Raw genomic sequence first — 18,528 nt, 5'->3', positions numbered from 1 at the left:
GGCGGTCGTCCACGGCCTTCGCCGCGACTGTCGGTCCCTTGGTGTGGAATGGAACGCGTGCCCGCGCTCGACGAACCACTCAAGAAGTCCCTCGGTCCCGCCACCGCCAAGGTGATGGCCGAGGCGCTCGACCTGCACACGGTCGGCGACCTGCTCCACCACTACCCCCGCCGGTACGCCGAGCGCGGGGAGCTCACCACCCTCGCCGACCTGCCGCTCGACGAGCACGTCACGGTGGTCGCCCAGGTCGCCGACGCCCGCGTGCTCACCTTCAACGGCTCCAAGGGACGCGGCCAGCGCCTCGAAGTGACCATCACCGACGGCAGCGGCCGCGTGCAACTGGTCTTCTTCGGCAAGGGCGTCCACAAACCGCACAAGGACCTGCTCCCCGGCACCCGCGCGATGTTCGCCGGCAAGGTGTCGCTCTTCAACCGGCGCCTCCAGCTCGCGCACCCGTCGTACGAACTCCTCCGCGGCGACAGCGACGAGGCCGTGGACACCTGGGCCGGCGCCCTCATCCCGATCTACCCGGCCACCACCAAGATGGAGTCCTGGAAGGTCGCCAAGGCCGTCGACGCCGTCCTGCCCAGCGCCGGCGACGCCGTCGACCCGCTCCCGCCCGCGCTGCGCGAGGGCCGCGGCCTCGCCGACCTGCCCGACGCCCTGCGGAAGATCCACCGGCCCCGCACCAAGGCCGACATCGCCGACGCCCGCGAACGGCTCAAGTGGGACGAGGCGTTCGTCCTCCAGGTCGCCCTCGCCCGCCGGCGGCACGCCGACACCCAGCTGCCCGCCGTCCCCCGCCGCCCCGCCCCCGACGGCATCCTCGACGCCTTCGACGCCAAGCTGCCCTTCACCCTCACCGACGGCCAGCGGAAGGTCTCCGCGGAGATCTTCGACGACCTCGCCACCGACCACCCGATGCACCGACTCCTCCAGGGAGAGGTCGGCTCCGGGAAGACGATGGTGGCCCTGCGCGCCATGCTCGCCGTCGTCGACGCCGGGGGACAGGCCGCGATGCTCGCCCCCACCGAGGTCCTCGCCCAGCAGCACCACCGCTCCGTCACCGAGATGATGGGCGAACTGGCCGAGGGCGGCATGCTCGGCGGCGCCGACCGCGCCACCAAGGTCGTGCTGCTCACCGGCTCCATGGGCGCCGCCGCCCGCCGCCACGCCCTGCTCGACCTGGTCACGGGCGAGGCGGGCATCGTCATCGGCACCCACGCCCTGATCGAGGACAAGGTGCAGTTCCACGACCTGGGCCTGGTCGTGGTCGACGAGCAGCACCGCTTCGGCGTCGAGCAGCGCGACGCGCTCCGGGGCAAGGGGAAGCAGCCGCCCCACCTCCTCGTGATGACCGCCACCCCCATCCCGCGCACCGTCGCCATGACCGTCTTCGGAGACCTGGAGACCTCCGTCCTCGACCAGCTGCCCGCCGGCCGCTCGCCGATCGCCAGCCACGTCGTCCCCGCCGCGGACAAGCCCCACTTCCTCGCGCGCGCGTGGGAACGGGTCCGCGAGGAGGTCGGGAACGGCCACCAGGCGTACGTGGTCTGCCCCCGCATCGGCGACGAGGAGGACCAGAAGAAGAAGTCCAAGGCGTCCCCGGAGGACGAGGCCGAGAAGCGCCCGCCGCTCGCCGTCCTCGACGTCGCCGAGAAGCTCGGCGCCGGCCCCCTCGCGGGCCTGCGGATCGCCGTCCTGCACGGCCGCATGCACCCCGACGACAAGGACGACGTAATGCGCCGCTACGCGGCCGGCGAGCTCGACGTCCTCGTCGCCACCACCGTCATCGAGGTCGGCGTCAACGTCCCCAACGCCACCGCCATGGTGATCATGGACGCCGACCGCTTCGGCGTCTCCCAGCTCCACCAGCTCCGCGGCCGCGTCGGCCGCGGCTCCGCCCCCGGCCTGTGCCTCCTCGTCAGCGAGATGCCCGAGGCGAGCCCCGCCCGGCAGCGCCTGAACGCCGTCGCCGCCACCCTCGACGGCTTCGAGCTCTCCCGCATCGACCTCGAACAGCGGCGCGAGGGCGACGTCCTCGGCCAGGCCCAGTCCGGCGTCCGCTCCTCGCTGCGGGTGCTCACCGTCATCGACGACGAGGACGTCATCACCGCCGCCCGCGAGGAGGCCACCGCCCTCGTCCTCGCCGACCCCGACCTCGCCGCCCACCCCGGGCTGCGCACCGCGCTCGACGCGCTGCTCAGCGAGGAGCGGGAGGAGTACCTGGAGAAGGGCTGAGCAAGAGCGGCCGCCCTATCCTGGTACCTGTTGCACACGCAACAGGTACAGGACAACGACGCAGGACGAGGACACCGATGACCCGCGTGATCGCCGGCACGGCCGGCGGGCGCCGCCTGGCCGTGCCGCCAGGCAACGGCACCCGCCCCACCTCCGATCGGGCACGGGAAGGCCTCTTCTCCACCTGGGAGGCGTTCCACGGCCTCGACGGGGCCCGGGTCGCCGACCTGTACGCGGGCTCCGGCGCCGTCGGCCTCGAAGCGCTCTCCCGGGGCGCCGCCCACGCCCTCCTCGTCGAGGCCGAGCCCCGCGCCGCGAAGACGGTCCGCGAGAACATCGCCTCGCTCGGCCTGCCAGGCGCCGAACTCCGCACCGGCAAGGCCGAGCAGATCGTGACGGGTCCGGCCCCTGCCGACCCGTACGACCTGGTCTTCCTCGACCCGCCGTACGCCGTCTCGGACGCCGAACTGCGCGAGATTCTCCTCACACTGCGCTCGGGGGGCTGGCTGAGCGAGGATGCCCTCGTCACCGTGGAGCGCAGCACTCGAGGCGGTGAATTCGGCTGGCCGACCGGTTTCGAACCCCTGCGGTCCCGTCGCTACGGTGAGGGAACGTTTTGGTACGGTCGCGCCGCCTCTACGTGCGAAGACGCACGATGACCGGACCGGAGAGCGAGGGACCCACGTTGCGCCGCGCCGTCTGTCCGGGGTCATTCGACCCCATCACCAACGGACATCTCGACATCATCGCCCGCGCTTCCAAGCTGTACGACGTCGTGCACGTCGCGGTGATGATCAACCAGTCGAAGAAGGGCCTCTTCACGGTCGACGAGCGGATCGAGCTGATCCGCGAGGTCACCGCCGACTTCGGCAACGTCGAGGTGGAGTCCTTCCACGGCCTCCTCGTCGACTTCTGCAAGCAGCGCGACATCCCCGCCATCGTCAAGGGCCTGCGCGCGGTCAGCGACTTCGACTACGAGCTGCAGATGGCCCAGATGAACATCGGCCTGACGGGCGTGGAGACGCTGTTCGTCCCCACCAACCCGACCTACAGCTTCCTCTCCTCCTCGCTGGTCAAGGAGGTCGCGGCCTGGGGCGGCGACGTCTCCCACCTGGTCCCCCCGGCGGTCCTCGGCCGGCTGTCCGAGCGGCTGACCGCGAAGTGACGCGCGGCCACCGCCGCTGACGCTCCGTCACCTGGTGTCGGACGGGAGCCGACTGCCCTTAAAGTCGTCCCGTCCGTCTCCATCCAGCTGTAGAGAGTGGCGAGCACCCGGTGGACGTGCAGAAGAAGCTCGACCAGATCGTCGCGACCGTACAGGGCGCCCGCTCCATGCCCATGTCGGCATCCTGCGTGGTCAACCGGGCCGAGCTGCTCGCCCTGCTCGACGAGGTGCGGGAGGCCCTGCCCGGCTCCCTCGCCCAGGCCCAGGAGCTGATCGGCGGCCGTGAGCAGCTGGTCGAGCAGGCCCGCCAGGAGGCGGACCGGATCATCGAGGCCGCCCACGCCGAGCGGGGCTCGATCGTCTCCGACACCCAGGTCGCCCGGCAGTCGCAGGAGGAGGCCGACCGGATCCTCTCCGAGGCCCGCCGCGAGGCGGAGGAGGTCAAGGCCGAGGCCGACGATTACGTCGACTCCAAGCTCGCCAACTTCGAGGTCGTCCTCAACAAGACCATCGGCTCCGTCGACCGGGGCCGCGAGAAGCTCCTCGGCCGCGGCCCGGGTCTCGACCGGGACGGCTACGCGGACCCGGACGCCCCGGAGTACAGCGCCGACCCGCAGACCCTGATCCAGCGGGCCGACGAGTACGTGGACGCCAAGCTCGGCGCGTTCGAGGCGGTGCTCAGCAAGACCCTGGAGGCGGTCGGCCGCGGCCGGCAGAAGCTGCACGGCCGGATCGCCACGGACGACCTCGGCGAGCACATGGCCGCCCAGGACGGCCTCGGCGGCCCGGTGCACACCAGCGACGCCGACTACCTGGCCGGTCTCGCGGAGCTCGCCGACCCCGAGCCGGCGCAGGTCCAGCCCCCGGCGCAGATCCCCGCCCAGCAGCAGCCCGATCCGTACGGCTACCAGCAGCAGCCCCAGCCGGACCCGTCCTACGGCTACCAGCAGCAGGACCCCTACGCGTACCAGCAGCCCGACCCGTACGCGTACCAGGGCCAGTACGGCTACGAGCAGCAGGCGTACGCCCCCCAGGCCCAGCCCCAGCAGCCCCAGCAGGCCGCCGCGCTCGACGAGACCAGCTTCTTCGACACGAGCATGATCGACCTGGAGCAGCTCCGCCGGTACGAACAGGGGCACTAGCCCCGGATTGGGCCCTGAGCGAAGCGTCCAGTATCCTGGCTCTTCGGTCGCGCGTATGCCCGCGATCCTTGCTGCCCACGTCCGGCAGCCTCCTCACGTCGAGAACGATCCGAAAGCAGGAAGAGCCCTGAGCACGCGCCTCGACCACCGCAACCCCCTCGTGTTCGACACGCACGAGCTGGGGCGGCGTCCTGGCGCCCTCCAGCGGATCTCGCGTTCGGTCGAGGCCCCCACGGCCCTCGGCGTCGAAGGAGTGATCGGAGTGCCCGAGGGCGCTCCGGTGGACATCGATCTCCGTCTTGAGTCGGTCATGGAAGGGGTGCTTGTCACAGGCACCGCCCGTGCATCGGCCGAGGGGGAGTGCGTAAGGTGTCTGGAGCCCGTCGAGCTTGATCTCGACGTGGATTTCCAGGAGATGTTCTCGTACCCCGACTCCGACGACCGGGGCCGCTCCAAGGCGGCCGCGGACGACGAAGCCGAGGACGACGAGGACATGATCCCCCTCGAGGACGGCATGTTCGACCTCGAACCCGTGCTGCGTGATGCGGTGGTGCTCGCACTGCCGATGCAGCCGGTGTGCCGGGAGGACTGTGCGGGTCTGTGCTCCGACTGTGGGGCCAACCTGAACGAGAACCCGGACCACCACCATGACGCCGTCGACATTCGTTGGGCGGCACTGCAGGGACTCGCCGGTTCGCTGGGAACCGATGAGAAGGACAACATGAGCGGCAAAGCCTCTGACGGGGACGTCCGAAGCGCCGCCGAGAAGCAGGAGAAGTAGCCGTGGCTGTTCCGAAGCGGAAGATGTCGCGCAGCAACACGCGCCACCGCCGGTCGCAGTGGAAGGCTGCGGTCCCCACCCTGGTTTCGTGTGAGCGTTGCCAGGAGCCGAAGCTGCAGCACATCGCGTGCCCGAGCTGCGGCACCTACAACAAGCGCCAGGTCCTCTCGGTCTGAGTGGCTGGTGAGAGGCACGATGTCTGAGAACATCAGCGCAGCCTCGTCCCACACGCTTCTGGAAGGGCGGCTCGGCTATCAGCTCGAGTCCGCCCTTCTGGTGCGTGCGCTGACGCATCGCTCGTACGCGTACGAGAACGGCGGTCTGCCCACCAACGAGCGTCTCGAGTTCCTCGGGGACTCGGTGCTCGGCCTGGTGGTCACGGACACGCTGTACCGCACCCACCCTGACCTGCCCGAAGGCCAGCTGGCCAAACTGCGGGCCGCGGTGGTCAACTCTCGTGCGCTGGCGGAAGTCAGTCGCGGCCTCGAACTCGGCTCCTTCATCCGGCTCGGCCGGGGCGAAGAGGGCACGGGCGGCCGGGACAAGGCGTCCATCCTCGCCGACACCCTCGAAGCGGTGATCGGCGCGGTCTATCTCGACCAGGGCCTCGAAGCGGCGTCCGAGCTGGTGCACCGGCTCTTCGACCCGCTGATCGAGAAGTCCTCGAACCTCGGTGCCGGCCTGGACTGGAAGACCAGCCTCCAGGAGCTCACCGCGGCCGAGGGCCTGGGCGTGCCGGAGTACCTCGTCACCGAAGAGGGCCCGGACCACGAGAAGGTCTTCACGGCTGCCGCCCGCGTCGGTGGTGTCTCGTACGGCACCGGCACCGGCCGCAGCAAGAAGGAAGCGGAGCAGCAGGCAGCCGAGTCCGCGTGGCGCGAGATTCGCGCGGCCGCGGACGAACGCGCGGCGGCGGCGAAGGCCGCTGCCGAGGCGGGTACGGGAGAGGTCGCCGACCCCTCTCCGACCGCCCACCCGGCGTCGGCCTGACGGCCCGGCCCACCGCTTCCCGAGAACCCCGCCCCAGGGCGGGGTTCTCGTCATTCCGCCGCGCGCACGCCGGTAGGGTTGAGGCGCTGTCGAAGACGTCCGGAGGAGTCCCCGTGCCCGAGCTGCCCGAGGTCGAGGTCGTACGGCGCGGTCTGGAGCGCTGGGTCGCCGGACGGACCGTGACCGAGGTCGAGGTGCTGCACCCCAGGGCCGTACGGCGCCATCCGGCGGGCGGCGAGGACTTCGCGGCCCGGCTGAAGGGGCAGCGGTTCGAGGTGGCGCGCCGCCGCGGCAAGTACCTCTGGCTTCCGCTCGCCGACACCGGCACCTCCGTGCTCGGACACCTCGGCATGAGCGGCCAGCTCCTCGTCCAGCCCGAGGACGCCCCGGACGAGAAGCACCTCCGCATCCGGCTCCGCTTCGACGACTCCGCCGGCACCGAGCTCCGCTTCGTCGACCAGCGCACCTTCGGCGGGCTCTCGCTCCACGACCAGACCCCGGAAGGGCTCCCCGACGTCATCGGGCACATCGCCCGCGACCCGCTGGACCCCGAGTTCGACGACGACGCCTTCCGTACCGCGCTGCGGCAGCGCCGTACGACGATCAAGCGCGCGCTGCTCGACCAGTCGCTGATCAGCGGCGTCGGCAACATCTACGCGGACGAGGCGCTCTGGCGGTCCCGGCTCCACTACGACCGGCCCACGGCGACCCTGACCCGGCCGCGCTCGACCGAGCTCCTCGGGCACGTCCGCGACGTGATGAACGCGGCGCTCGCGGTCGGCGGCACCAGCTTCGACAGCCTGTACGTGAACGTCAACGGCGAGTCCGGCTACTTCGACCGCTCGCTCGACGCCTACGGGCGCGAGGACGAGCCCTGCCACCGCTGCGGCACCCCCATGCGCCGCCGCGCCTGGATGAACCGCTCCAGCTACTTCTGCCCCCGCTGCCAGCGCCCACCGCGCGCGACGGCGTAACAAGGCGACGGGGCAACGGCGTAATGCCGTAACGCCGTAACGGCCCGGAGGAAACGGGCGTCGAGCGGCGGGTGTAAGGCCGTCAGGCGGTGACCGTGGCCGCGCGCTCCGTGTCGTAGTTCTCCCGCGCCGCCTCGACCTGCGGCATGCGGCCCTCGACCAGCTGGATCAGGCCCATGAGCCGTTCCGCGATCTCGCGGCCGAGCGGGGTGAGCCGGTAGTCGACCCGGGGCGGGTTCACGGGCTGCGCCTCGCGGTGGACGAGGCCGTCGCGCTCCAGGGCGTGCAGGGTCTGCGACAGCATCTTCTCGCTCACGCCGTCGACCCGCCGCCGCAGCTCGTTGAAGCGGAACGTCCCGTCGTGCAGGGCGGCCAGGGTCAGGCTGCCCCAGCGGCCCGTCACGTGTTCCAGCGTGCCGCGGGAGGGGCAGGCGCGCGCGAACACGTCGTAGGCGAGGTCGTCAGTCATGCCCCCCACCGTACTCCCGCGCAGCGCTTACTGCCATGAGGGCGCTATCCAGTCGCTTGCGCTTTCCAAAAGTTAGTGCTCTACTTCTGGTCGTTGCCCCGCTGACCTTTTCGAGCCTTTCCGAGGAGCCCGCTGTGACCACCCCCGTCGTCTCCATCGCCTACCACTCCGGCTACGGCCACACCGCCGTCCTGGCCGAGGCCGTCCGCGCCGGTGCCGCCGACACGGGCGCCACCGTCCACCTGATCAACGTCGACGGGATCACCGACGCCGAGTGGGAGCTCCTCGACGCCTCCGACGCGATCGTCTTCGGCTCCCCGACCTACATGGGCACCGCCTCCGGCGCCTTCCACAAGTTCGCCGAGGACACCTCGAAGCGCTGGTTCACCGACGCCTGGCTGGACAAGCTCGCCGCCGGCTTCACCAACTCCGGCTCCAAGAGCGGCGACAAGCTGCACACCCTGCAGTTCTTCCAGACCCTCGCCGGCCAGCACGGCATGACCTGGGTCAACCTCGGCCTGAAGCCCGGCTGGAACAGCAGCGAGGCCTCCGAGAACGACCTCAACCGCCTCGGCTTCTTCGCCGGCGCCGGCGCCCAGACCCACACCGACCTCGGCCCCGAAGGCGTCCACAAGGCCGACGTCGCCACCGCCGAACACCTCGGCCGCCGCGTCGCCCTCACCGCCCGCACCTTCGCCGCCGGCAAGGCCGCCGCCTGACCTCCCCTCCCCACCCATACGCGAAAGGGCCCCGCCACCACGAAGGTGACGGGGCCCTTTCGCGTACGGGTCCCGGGGGCCGTCCGGCTCAGTAGCCGAAGTCCTGGGTCCACCAGGGGCCGCCGTCGGCGAAGTGGACGCCGACGCCGAGGGTGGTGAAGTCGCAGTTGAGGATGTTGGCGCGGTGGCCGTCGCTGTTCATCCAGGAGGTCATGACGGCGGCGGCGTCGACCTGGCCGCGGGCGATGTTCTCGCCGCCCATGCCGGTGATGCCGGCCTGCTGGGCGCGTGCCCAGGGGGTGTCGCCGTCGGGGTCCGTGTGGTCGAAGAAGCCGCGGTTGGCCATGTCGGCGCTGAAGGCGCCGGCGAGCGAGGCGAGGCGGGCGTCGGAGCGGACGGGGGTGCAGCCGACCTTGGCGCGCTCGGTGTTGACGAGGCGGAGGACCTCGGCCTCGGCGGCCTGGCCGCGGTCGGCGGTGGAGGTGACGGCGGCCTTCTCGGTGGGCGCCGCCGTGGTGGGGGCCGGCTCGGGAGCGGGCGCCTTCTTCACGGGCGCCTTCTTCGTGGGAGCCTTCGTCGCGGGTGCGGCCGGGGTCTTGGACGGCGTCGGCTTCACGGCGGCCTTCGTCGTCTTCGACGGGGTCGGGGTGGGCTTCGGGGTGGCCTTCGGGCTCGGCTTCGCGGACGGGGTCGCCGACGGGGAGGCCCCGCCGCCGGTGGTGCCCGTGCCGCCCGATGCGAGGGCGGGGGTCTGGGTGGCGCCGCCCTGGGTGGTCAGCTCCGGGGCCTGGCGGGACTGCTGGGTCCGCTGCTCGCTGCTGCTGGCGCTGCCGATCGTGAAGGTGTCGCCGCCGGGCAGCAGGCCGGAGGCGACGGCGACGGCGCCGACGGCGACCGCCGCGGAGGCGCCGAGCAGTCCGGTGCGCACGGGCCGCCTGCGGCGGGCCCCCGGGTGCCGGCGGCCCGAACCGGCCGCGTAGTCTTCTGCGGCGGGTGCGGCGCCGGAGCGACGGTGGCGTCCCATCTGCTCTGCCTTCCTGCTGGTCCTTGCCGGGTCTTTGCTGATCTTTGCTGTCGGTACCGTTCCGGCTCGACAGTCGAACGGCTCGCGCCCGAATGGGTGAGGAGTGTTCGTCGGGACTGTACGCCATGGGACCTAGGGGGCGGCGTGCTCAACAGGGAAACCTCCCGTTAGCGTGCAGTCATGAGCGACGACGTACGGATGACTGCCTGGGTACGCGGCCGGGTGCAGGGAGTGGGCTTTCGCTGGTTCACCAGGGCAAACGCACTGGAGATCGGCGGCCTGGTGGGCTTCGCCCTGAACCTCGACGACGGCCGGGTGCAGGTGGTGGCCGAGGGGCCGCGTGAGAATTGCCACCGTCTGCTCGACTGGCTGCACTCCGCCGACACACCCGGGCGCGTGGACGGCGTCACTGAGATCTGGGACACCCCGCGAGGCGGCTACGAGAGCTTCGCCATCCGCTGAGCGTGACGCTCCGGCGCCCCGTCCGGTGACCGAGAGGGGCGCCGGACGGACGCGCGGTAACGGTCGCGCGAGGGGAAAAGCGCCTGGTGGTTGCCAATGCGCGCCCGTCGTGCAAGGCTGCGGCTTAAGGATGATCGCGACGCCCTGAGGCACCGAGTTGCGAGGACTCACCGCGTATCGAGCGGTGGTGGCCCCCTCGGTCGGCCCTTCAAACGGGGCGTGATCGTGTTGACCGTCAAACTTTTTGGTGAGACGCTGGAATCCCCGCGCACCTTAGCTGTTTGGCAGTGGAACCGGCACGACAAGCAGTACTGCCGAGCACCGCGGGTGCGAATCCCTCACGACCCACACCGCTACGGTCGGTCACTCATTGTGGAGGACCATCCATCATGGCAAAGGCGCTTCTCGGTTACGTCGGCGGCTCCGACCCGCGACTCCTCGCCGAGATGCGACGGCTTCAGCAGCGCGTCCAGGACCTCGAATCCGAGCTGGTACGGATTCAGTCCGAGAACGACTCGCTCGCCGCTGCCGCCGCTCAGCACCAGGGAGAGTCGCTGCTGAACAGCATCGACCTCGACGTACCCCAGGCGGAGCCTGCGCTCACCTGACAACCCAGCCCCGAGGGGCCAGGTGGGAAACACTCCTTGCAAGGGGCGCTTCGGCGTCCCTTCTCTCTTTCACCCGCCGTTTCCCCCGTGTCCCACCCCTCCTCACCCGATGATCTGCCCTGCACCTTCGCGGGTGAAACGCAGGTGCCCCGGTAGAGTCCCCGGGGTGCACCTCAAGGCCCTGACTCTCCGCGGATTCAAGTCGTTCGCATCGGCCACCACCCTGCGGTTCGAACCAGGGATCACCTGTGTCGTGGGACCCAACGGATCGGGCAAGTCCAATGTCGTGGACGCCCTGTCCTGGGTCATGGGCGAGCAGGGCGCCAAGTCGCTGCGCGGCGGCAAGATGGAGGACGTCATCTTCGCCGGCACGACCGGGCGCCCGCCGCTCGGCCGCGCCGAGGTCTCGCTGACCATCGACAACTCCGACGGCGCGCTGCCCATCGACTACGCCGAGGTCACCCTCACCCGGATCATGTTCCGGGGCGGCAGCAGCGAGTACCAGATCAACGGCGACACCTGCCGGCTGCTCGACTTCCAGGACCTGCTCTCCGACTCCGGCATCGGACGCGAGATGCACGTCATCGTCGGACAGGGCCAGCTCGACTCCGTGCTGCACGCCGACCCGATGGGCCGCCGCGCCTTCATTGAGGAGGCCGCGGGCGTCCTCAAGCACCGCAAGCGCAAGGAGAAGGCGCTGCGGAAGCTGGACGCGATGCAGGCCAACCTCGCGCGCGTGCAGGACCTCACCGACGAACTGCGCCGCCAGCTCAAGCCCCTCGGCCGGCAGGCCGCCGTCGCCCGCCGGGCCGTCGTCATCCAGGCCGACCTGCGCGACGCGCGCCTCCGCCTCCTCGCCGACGACCTCGTCCACCTCCAGCGGGCCCTCACGGCCGAGGTCGCCGACGAGGCGGCGCTGCTCGCCCGCAAGGAGGCCACCGAGGCCGAACTGCGCGCCGCGCTCGCCCGGGAGGCTGACCTCGAAGCGGAGGCCCGCGCCCTCGTTCCCCGCCTGGAGCGCGCCCAGCAGAGCTGGTACGCCCTGTCCCAGCTCGCCGAGCGCGTCCGCGGCACCGTCTCGCTGGCCGACGCGCGCGTGAAGAGCGCCACCGCCGCACCCGCCGAGGAGCGGCGCGGCCGCGACCCGGAGGACCTGGAACGCGAGGCGGCCCGCGTCCGCGAACAGGAGGCGGAGCTCGAAGCCGCCCTGGAGGCGGCCGAACGCGCCCTGGAGGACACGGTCGCCCACCGCGCCGAACTGGAACGGTCGCTGACGGCGGAGGAGCGGCGCCTCAAGGACCTGGCCCGTGCCATCGCCGACCGGCGCGAGGGCCTCGCCCGGCTCCACGGCCAGGTCAACGCGGCCCGCTCGCGCGCCGCCTCGGCCCAGGCCGAGATCGACCGGCTCGCCGCCGCCCGTGACGAGGCGGGGGAGCGGGCCGCCGCCGCCCAGGAGGAGTACGAGCAGCTCAAGGCAGAGGTCGACGGCCTCGACGCGGAGGACACCGAGCACGCCGAGCGGTACGAGGCGGCCCGCCGCGAGCTGGCCGAGGCGGAGGCCGCGCTGAGCGCCACCCGCGAAGCCGCGGGCACCGCCGAGCGCCGCCGCGCCGCGACCAGGGCCCGGCACGACACCCTCGCCCTCGGCCTGCGCCGCAAGGACGGCACGGGCGCGCTCCTCGCCGCCGGTCTCACCGGAGTCCTCGGCCCGGCCGCCGAACTCCTCACCGTCACCCCGGGATACGAGGTCCCCGTCGCCGCCGCCCTCGGCGCCGCCGCCGACGCGGTCGCGGCCACCGGACCCTCCGCCGCCGCCGACGCGCTCCGCCTGCTGCGCAAGCAGGACGCGGGCCGCGCCTCGCTCCTCCTGAGCGGCGCCCCCGAGCCGGCCCCCGCCGCGGACGCCGACGGCGGGCGGCAGGCCGCGGACCTGGTCCGGGGCCCCGCCGAACTCATGGGCGCCGTCCGCAGGTTGCTGGCCGGCGTCGTGGTCGTCGAGGATCTCGACGAGGCCGCGGAACTGGTCAGGGCCAGGCCCGCGCTGACCGCCGTCACCGCCGAAGGGGACCTGCTCGGGGCCCACTTCGCCCAGGGCGGCTCCGCCGGGGCGCCCAGCCTGCTCGAAGTCCAGGCCTCGGTGGCCGAGGCCGCCGCGGAACTCGACGAACTGACCGTGCGCTGCGAGGAGCTGGCCGCCGGGCAGCGCGAGGCCGACGAGCGGCGCCGTACCGCGGGGGCGCTCGTCGAGGAGCTCGACACCCGCCGCCGCGCCGCCGAGCGCGAGAAGTCCGCCGTCGCCCAGCAGCTCGGCCGGCTCGCCGGCCAGGCCAGGGGAGCGGCGGGGGAGGCCGAGCGGACGGCGGCGGCCGCCGCCCGCGCCCAGGAGGCCCTGGAGAAGGCCACCGCCGACGCCGAGGAGCTGGCCGAGCGCCTGCTCGTCGCCCAGGAGGCCACCGCCCACGGGGACGGCGAGGACGAGCCCGACACCTCCGTCCGGGACCGCCTCGCCATCGACGGATCCAACGCGCGCCAGACCGAGATGGAGGCGCGGCTCCAGGTCCGTACCCACGAGGAGCGGGTCAAGGGGCTCGCCGGACGGGCCGACTCGCTCGACCGGGCCGCCCGCGCCGAGCGGGAGGCACGCGTGCGTGCCGAGCAGCGCAGGGCCAGGCTGCGCCACGAGGAGCGGGTCGCGGGCGCGGTCGCCGCGGGCGCCCGTACGCTCCTCGCCCATGTGGAGGTCTCGCTGGTCCGCGCCGAGCGGGAGCGGGTGGCCGCCCAGGCCGCCAGGGCCGACCGGGAGGAGGGGCTGACGACCGCCCGGACCCGCGCCCGGGACCTCAAGGCCGAGCTCGACAAGCTGACCGACTCCGTCCACCGGGGCGAGGTGCTCGGCGCCGAGAAGCGGCTGCGGATCGAGCAGCTGGAGGCGAAGGCCCTGGAGGAGTTCGGCGTCGAGTCGGCCGATCTGGTCGCCGAGTACGGCCCGGACCAGCCCGTCCCCGCGTCGCCGGCGGAGGACGGAACCGACCGGGACGGAACCGACCGGAACGGAACCGATCAGGGCCGGGGCGGAACCGACCGGGACCGGGAAGGAACGGGGTCGGGCGCCTCCGCCCCGGCCTCGCGTCCGTTCGTCCGTTCGGAGCAGGAGAAGCGGCTCAAGGCCGCCGAACGGGCGTACCACCAGCTCGGCAAGGTGAATCCGCTGGCTCTGGAGGAGTTCGCGGCGCTCGAGGAGCGGCACCGGTTCCTCTCGGAGCAGTTGGAGGACCTGAAGAAGACCCGGACCGACCTGCTTCAGGTCGTGAAGGAGGTCGACGTGCGCGTCGAGCAGGTCTTCACGGAGGCGTACCGGGACACGGCCCGGGAGTTCGAGGGCGTCTTCTCGCGGCTCTTCCCGGGCGGCGAGGGCCGGCTGGTCCTCACCGACCCGGACAACATGCTCACCACCGGCGTGGACGTGGAGGCCCGGCCGCCGGGCAAGAAGGTCAAGCGCCTGTCGCTGCTGTCGGGCGGCGAGCGGTCGCTCACGGCCGTGGCGCTGCTCGTCTCCATCTTCAAGGCGAGGCCCAGTCCGTTCTACGTGATGGACGAGGTCGAGGCGGCGCTCGACGACACCAACCTCCAGCGGCTGATCCGGATCATGCAGGAGCTCCAGGAGTCCTCGCAGCTGATCGTGATCACCCACCAGAAGCGGACGATGGAGGTCGCGGACGCGCTGTACGGCGTGTCCATGCAGGGCGACGGCGTCTCGAAGGTGATCAGCCAGCGGCTCCGCTGAACACCACTCATTCAAGTCTTGAACGCATGAGCCTCGATCTCTCTCTTAAAGTCACACGACATCGGGTATTGACTTCGAAACTTGAAGGCATAGTCTCTGCAACGTTGCTTTTACCTTCACGTGGTGGGCGGCGTGAAGTTGTGCGCCACTGGAAGGGCTTCCCCCCACCGAGGAGTCCATGTGACCAACACCGCGCAGGCGCCCACGCCGCCGCCTTCCGAAGGCCGAGCCGCCCACCCGGACCACCTCGGCCACGTCATCTTCATCACGGCCTCGGCCGCGATGGGCGGATTCCTCTTCGGATACGACAGCTCCGTCATCAACGGCGCCGTCGAGGCGATCCGCGACCGGTACGACATCGGCTCCGGCACCCTCGCCCAGGTCATCGCCATCGCACTGATCGGCTGCGCCATCGGCGCCGCGACCGCCGGCCGGATCGCCGACCGGATCGGCCGCATCCGCTGCATGCAGATCTCCGCGGTGCTCTTCGCGGTCAGCGCCGTCGGCTCCGCGCTCCCCTTCGCCCTCTGGGACCTGGCCTTCTGGCGGATCATCGGCGGCTTCGCCATCGGCATGGCCTCCGTCATCGGCCCCGCCTACATCGCCGAGGTCGCACCCGCCGCCTACCGCGGCCGCCTCGGCTCCTTCCAGCAGGCCGCGATCGTCATCGGCATCGCGATCTCCCAGCTCGTCAACTACGGCATCCTCCAGCTCGCCGACGGCGACCAGCGCGGCGAGATCGGCGGCCTGGAGGCCTGGCAGTGGATGCTCGGCGTGATGGTCGTCCCCGCGCTCCTCTACGGCATGCTGTCCTTCGCGATCCCGGAGTCCCCCCGCTTCCTCATCTCCGTCGGGAAGACCGACCGCGCCAAGGAGGTCCTGGCAGAGGTCGAGGGCCAGGGCGTCGACCTCGACCACCGCGTCGCCGAGATCGACCGGGCCATGCGCAGCGAGCACAAGTCCACCTTCAAGGACCTGCTCGTCGCGGGGAGCACGTACAAGCTGCTGCCCATCGTCTGGGTCGGCATCGGCCTCTCGGTCTTCCAGCAGCTCGTCGGCATCAACGTCGCGTTCTACTACTCCGCGACCCTCTGGCAGTCCGTCGGCATCGACCCGTCGAGCTCGTTCTTCTACTCGTTCACCACGTCGATCATCAACATCATCGGCACCGTGATCGCGATGGTCCTGGTCGACCGGGTCGGCCGCAAGCCGCTCGCGCTCGTCGGCTCCGTCGGCATGGCCGTCGCCCTCGCCGTCGAGGCGTGGGCCTTCTCCGCCGACCTCGTCGACGGCAAGCTGCCCGAGACGCAGGGCGTCGTGGCGCTCGTCGCCGCCCACGTCTTCGTGCTCTTCTTCGCCCTCTCGTGGGGCGTGGTCGTCTGGGTCTTCCTCGGCGAGATGTTCCCCAACCGGATCCGCGCCGCCGCCCTGGGCGTCGCCGCTTCCGCCCAGTGGATCGCCAACTGGGCCATCACCGCGAGCTTCCCGTCCCTCGCGGACTGGAACCTCTCCGGCACCTACGTCATCTACACGGTCTTCGCCGTGCTCTCGATCCCCTTCGTGCTCAGGTACGTCAAGGAGACCAAGGGCAAGGCGTTGGAGGAGATGGGCTAAACCCCGCTGCCCCGCTCCTCACCCACGGAACTGCCCCGGCCCGAGGCCCTGTGCCCCGCGCCGGGGCAGTGCTCCGTTCAGGCCGTGAGCCGCGGCACCACGTCGTCGCAGAACAGCCGCAGGCTCCGCCACCCCTCCTCCACCGGCATCCCGCCGCACAGCGGATGCAGCACCACGCTCTCCAGGCCGAGTGCCAGGCACTCCTCCGGCGTCACGACCCGGTACACCCCCTCCGCCCGCAGCTCGGGCACCGTCGTCGCGGTCGACCGCACCGCGGAGGTGATGTCCTTCGACTGCCAGGAGGCGTACGTCCGGGCCTCGTGCAGGAAGTGCTCCCCGTACTCCGCCCAGGTCCGGTCCGGGTCCTCCGACAGGTGCAGCAGCGGGGTCTCCTCGGCCGGCATCATCGTCCAGCCCTCGGTGCCGTACTCCGCGCACCGCTCCCGGTAGTACGCGTCGAGCTCCGGCAGGTGCGCGCTCGGGAAGAACGGCAGCCCCAGCCGGGCCGCCCGCCGCGCCGCCGCCCGCGACGAACCCCCGACGAGCAGCATCGGGTGCGGCTGGGTGAGGGGGCGCGGGGTGACCCGCACCGTACGGCCCCGGTACGTGAACGGCTCGCCGGTCCAGGCGGCGAGCAGGGTCTCCAGGAGCTCGTCCTGGAGCCGGCCGCGCCTGCCCCAGTCGACCCCCCGCTCCTCGTACTCCTCCGGCCGGTAGCCGATCCCCGCCACCGTGACCAGCCGGCCCCCGCTCAGCAGGTCGAGGACCGCGATGTCCTCGGCGAGCCGCAGCGGGTCGTGCAGCGGCCCGATGATCGCCGACACGGTGACCGCGATCCGCCGGGTCGCGCCGAAGACCGCGCCCGCGAAGGCGAAGGGCGAGGGCAGCCAGTTGTTCGCGACGCCGTGGTGCTCCTCGGTCTGGACCGTGTCGACGCCGTGCGCGTCGGCGTGGGCGGCCATCTCGACGGCGGCCCGGTAGCGGGCGGCGAGGGAGACGGGGGTCGCGTGCGGATCGACGAGGTTGAACCGTACGACTGTGAAGGGCATGGGGAGTCCCCCTCCGCGTGGGATACCGGCGAGGGGGGACGTTAGCTGACGTGGCGTCAGATGAGAACGGCCGCGCGGACCCCGAAGGGGCCCAGGGACCTGGGACCTGGGACCCAGGGACTCGGGACCCGGGGACCCGGGGAGCAGGGGCCGCCACCATCGGGAGTACTCCGTACAGGCGCGGGGGACCCACGCAGCGTAGTGCTCCGTCTCCGGTCGCTTCTTGGCCGATACTGGTCAGGTTATGGAACTCATCCTTGCTGTAGTCATCGCTCTGGTCGTCGCGGTCGCCGTGACGAGCGGGCTCGTGATCAGCGGTCGCAAGAAGAAGCAGCTGCCGCCGGCCGAGCCGCCGTCCACCACGCCGACCATCACCGCTCCGCCCGCCGAACCGCACGTCGGCGAGGAGGCGGAGACGCCGCGGGAGGAACCACGCCGCACGGTCGAGGAGGTCCAGCTCCCCACCGAAGCGGCCCCCGAGGCTCCGGTCGTCGAGGAGCCCGAGGCCCCCACCGCCCCCGAGATCGAGGTCCCGGAGCCCACCGCCGGCCGACTCGTCCGGCTCAGGGCCCGGCTCGCCCGCTCCCAGAACTCGCTCGGCAAGGGGCTGCTCACGCTGCTGTCCCGCGAGCACCTCGACGAGGACACCTGGGAGGAGATCGAGGAGACCCTCCTCACCGCCGACGTCGGCGTCGCCCCCACCCAGGAGCTCGTCGAGCGGCTGCGCGAGCGGGTCAAGGTGCTCGGCACCCGCACCCCGGACGAGCTGCGCGGCCTGCTCCGCGAGGAGCTCGTCGCGCTCCTCGGCCCCGACCTCGACCGCACGGTCAAGACCGACAGCCCCGCGGACGTCCCGGGCATCGTCATGGTCGTCGGCGTCAACGGCACCGGCAAGACCACCACCACCGGCAAGCTGGCCCGTGTCCTCGTCGCCGACGGCAAGTCCGTCGTCCTCGGCGCCGCCGACACCTTCCGCGCCGCCGCCGCCGACCAGCTCCAGACCTGGGGCGAGCGCGTGGGCGCCCGGACCGTGCGCGGACCGGAGGGCGGCGACCCCGCCTCGATCGCCTTCGACGCCGTCAAGGAGGGCATCGCCGAGGGCGCCGACGTCGTCCTCATCGACACCGCGGGACGGCTGCACACCAAGACCGGCCTCATGGACGAGCTCGGCAAGGTCAAGCGGGTCGTCGAGAAGCACGGCCCGCTCGACGAGATCCTCCTCGTCCTCGACGCCACCACCGGCCAGAACGGCCTGATCCAGGCCCGTGTCTTCGCCGAGGTCGTCGACATCACCGGCATCGTGCTGACCAAGCTCGACGGCACCGCCAAGGGCGGCATCGTCATCGCCGTCCAGCGCGAGCTGGGCGTCCCGGTCAAGCTGGTCGGCCTGGGCGAGGGCCCGGACGACCTGGCCCCCTTCGAGCCGGGTGCCTTCGTCGACGCCCTGATCGGCGACTGACGCCCCGCACGGCACGCGGAAGGGCCCTCGCCATTCGATGGCGAGGG

At 71.8% G+C, this 18,528-nt stretch carries 17 protein-coding genes; 14 read left to right on the top strand and 3 right to left on the bottom strand.

Translation table 11 applies throughout. From position 1 onward, the window contains the following. Positions 1–48 precede the first annotated feature (48 nt). The 8 genes from recG to mutM all read left to right on the top strand — a co-directional run bounded on the left by recG (position 49) and on the right by mutM (position 7,293). A complete protein-coding gene (gene recG, locus ACFCY7_RS29385) occupies positions 49–2,241 on the top strand; it encodes an ATP-dependent DNA helicase RecG (protein ID WP_376489083.1) in 2,193 nt (730 codons plus the stop codon). Positions 2,242–2,318: 77 nt separating this feature from the next. After that, positions 2,319–2,900, top strand: coding sequence for a 16S rRNA (guanine(966)-N(2))-methyltransferase RsmD (rsmD, locus tag ACFCY7_RS29380; protein WP_376489082.1), 582 nt, complete (start codon positions 2,319–2,321; stop codon positions 2,898–2,900). Positions 2,901–2,926: 26 nt separating this feature from the next. Beyond that, positions 2,927–3,406, top strand: coding sequence for a pantetheine-phosphate adenylyltransferase (gene coaD / locus ACFCY7_RS29375; protein ID WP_376489090.1), 480 nt, complete (start codon positions 2,927–2,929; stop codon positions 3,404–3,406). 110 nt (positions 3,407–3,516) lie between these two features. Continuing rightward, on the top strand, positions 3,517–4,548 hold the full coding sequence (locus tag ACFCY7_RS29370; RefSeq protein WP_376489081.1) for a cell division initiation protein: 1,032 nt from the start codon (positions 3,517–3,519) through the stop codon (positions 4,546–4,548). A 55-nt stretch (positions 4,549–4,603) separates the two neighbouring features. Next, complete coding sequence (locus tag ACFCY7_RS29365; RefSeq protein ID WP_376489080.1) at positions 4,604–5,329, top strand: DUF177 domain-containing protein; 726 nt, start codon at positions 4,604–4,606, stop codon at positions 5,327–5,329. Between the two features lie 2 nt (positions 5,330–5,331). Further along, complete coding sequence (gene rpmF / locus ACFCY7_RS29360; protein ID WP_015036448.1) at positions 5,332–5,505, top strand: 50S ribosomal protein L32; 174 nt, start codon at positions 5,332–5,334, stop codon at positions 5,503–5,505. 19 nt (positions 5,506–5,524) lie between these two features. Beyond that, entirely contained in the window at positions 5,525–6,319 is a 795-nt protein-coding gene (gene rnc, locus ACFCY7_RS29355) for a ribonuclease III (RefSeq protein ID WP_376489079.1), read from the top strand. A 113-nt stretch (positions 6,320–6,432) separates the two neighbouring features. Further along, entirely contained in the window at positions 6,433–7,293 is an 861-nt protein-coding gene (mutM, locus tag ACFCY7_RS29350) for a bifunctional DNA-formamidopyrimidine glycosylase/DNA-(apurinic or apyrimidinic site) lyase (protein ID WP_376489078.1), read from the top strand. 82 nt (positions 7,294–7,375) lie between these two features. Here the strand turns inward: mutM and ACFCY7_RS29345 are convergent, their stop codons facing one another. Continuing rightward, on the bottom strand, positions 7,376–7,762 hold the full coding sequence (locus ACFCY7_RS29345; protein ID WP_376489077.1) for a winged helix-turn-helix transcriptional regulator: 387 nt from the start codon (positions 7,760–7,762) through the stop codon (positions 7,376–7,378). 134 nt (positions 7,763–7,896) lie between these two features. On the opposite strand from ACFCY7_RS29345, the gene ACFCY7_RS29340 reads away from it, so the two are divergent. Next, the gene (locus tag ACFCY7_RS29340) at positions 7,897–8,481 is read left to right on the top strand and encodes a flavodoxin family protein (protein ID WP_376489076.1); all 585 of its coding nucleotides are present in this window, start codon (positions 7,897–7,899) and stop codon (positions 8,479–8,481) included. Positions 8,482–8,569: 88 nt separating this feature from the next. On the opposite strand, the gene ACFCY7_RS29335 is transcribed toward ACFCY7_RS29340, so the two are convergent. Then, positions 8,570–9,505, bottom strand: a complete 936-nt coding sequence (locus ACFCY7_RS29335) for a CAP domain-containing protein (protein ID WP_376489075.1) — start codon at positions 9,503–9,505, stop codon at positions 8,570–8,572. Between the two features lie 180 nt (positions 9,506–9,685). On the opposite strand from ACFCY7_RS29335, the gene ACFCY7_RS29330 reads away from it, so the two are divergent. The 4 genes from ACFCY7_RS29330 (at position 9,686) to ACFCY7_RS29315 (ending at position 15,973) form a co-directional block, all read left to right on the top strand. Continuing rightward, the gene (locus tag ACFCY7_RS29330; RefSeq protein ID WP_078905263.1) at positions 9,686–9,967 is read left to right on the top strand and encodes an acylphosphatase; all 282 of its coding nucleotides are present in this window, start codon (positions 9,686–9,688) and stop codon (positions 9,965–9,967) included. A 389-nt stretch (positions 9,968–10,356) separates the two neighbouring features. Beyond that, entirely contained in the window at positions 10,357–10,575 is a 219-nt protein-coding gene (locus ACFCY7_RS29325) for a hypothetical protein (protein ID WP_015036455.1), read from the top strand. Positions 10,576–10,741: 166 nt separating this feature from the next. After that, positions 10,742–14,359: a chromosome segregation protein SMC gene (gene smc, locus ACFCY7_RS29320; protein ID WP_376489074.1), complete on the top strand. Its 3,618-nt coding sequence runs from the start codon at positions 10,742–10,744 to the stop codon at positions 14,357–14,359. 180 nt (positions 14,360–14,539) lie between these two features. After that, positions 14,540–15,973, top strand: a complete 1,434-nt coding sequence (locus tag ACFCY7_RS29315; RefSeq protein ID WP_376489073.1) for a sugar porter family MFS transporter — start codon at positions 14,540–14,542, stop codon at positions 15,971–15,973. Between the two features lie 77 nt (positions 15,974–16,050). Here the strand turns inward: ACFCY7_RS29315 and ACFCY7_RS29310 are convergent, their stop codons facing one another. Continuing rightward, entirely contained in the window at positions 16,051–17,022 is a 972-nt protein-coding gene (locus ACFCY7_RS29310) for an LLM class flavin-dependent oxidoreductase (RefSeq protein ID WP_376489072.1), read from the bottom strand. Positions 17,023–17,266: 244 nt separating this feature from the next. Here ACFCY7_RS29310 and ftsY point away from each other — a divergent pair, with 244 nt between their 5' ends. Then, the gene (ftsY, locus tag ACFCY7_RS29305) at positions 17,267–18,481 is read left to right on the top strand and encodes a signal recognition particle-docking protein FtsY (protein WP_376489071.1); all 1,215 of its coding nucleotides are present in this window, start codon (positions 17,267–17,269) and stop codon (positions 18,479–18,481) included. Positions 18,482–18,528 lie beyond the last annotated feature (47 nt).

The organism is Streptomyces sp. NPDC056361 (assembly GCF_042262805.1).
In the GTDB taxonomy this organism is placed as follows: Bacteria; Actinomycetota; Actinomycetes; order Streptomycetales; family Streptomycetaceae; genus Streptomyces.
The sequence above is the reverse complement of the archived record's forward strand: the minus strand, read 5'-3'. Positions and strand labels throughout refer to the sequence as shown.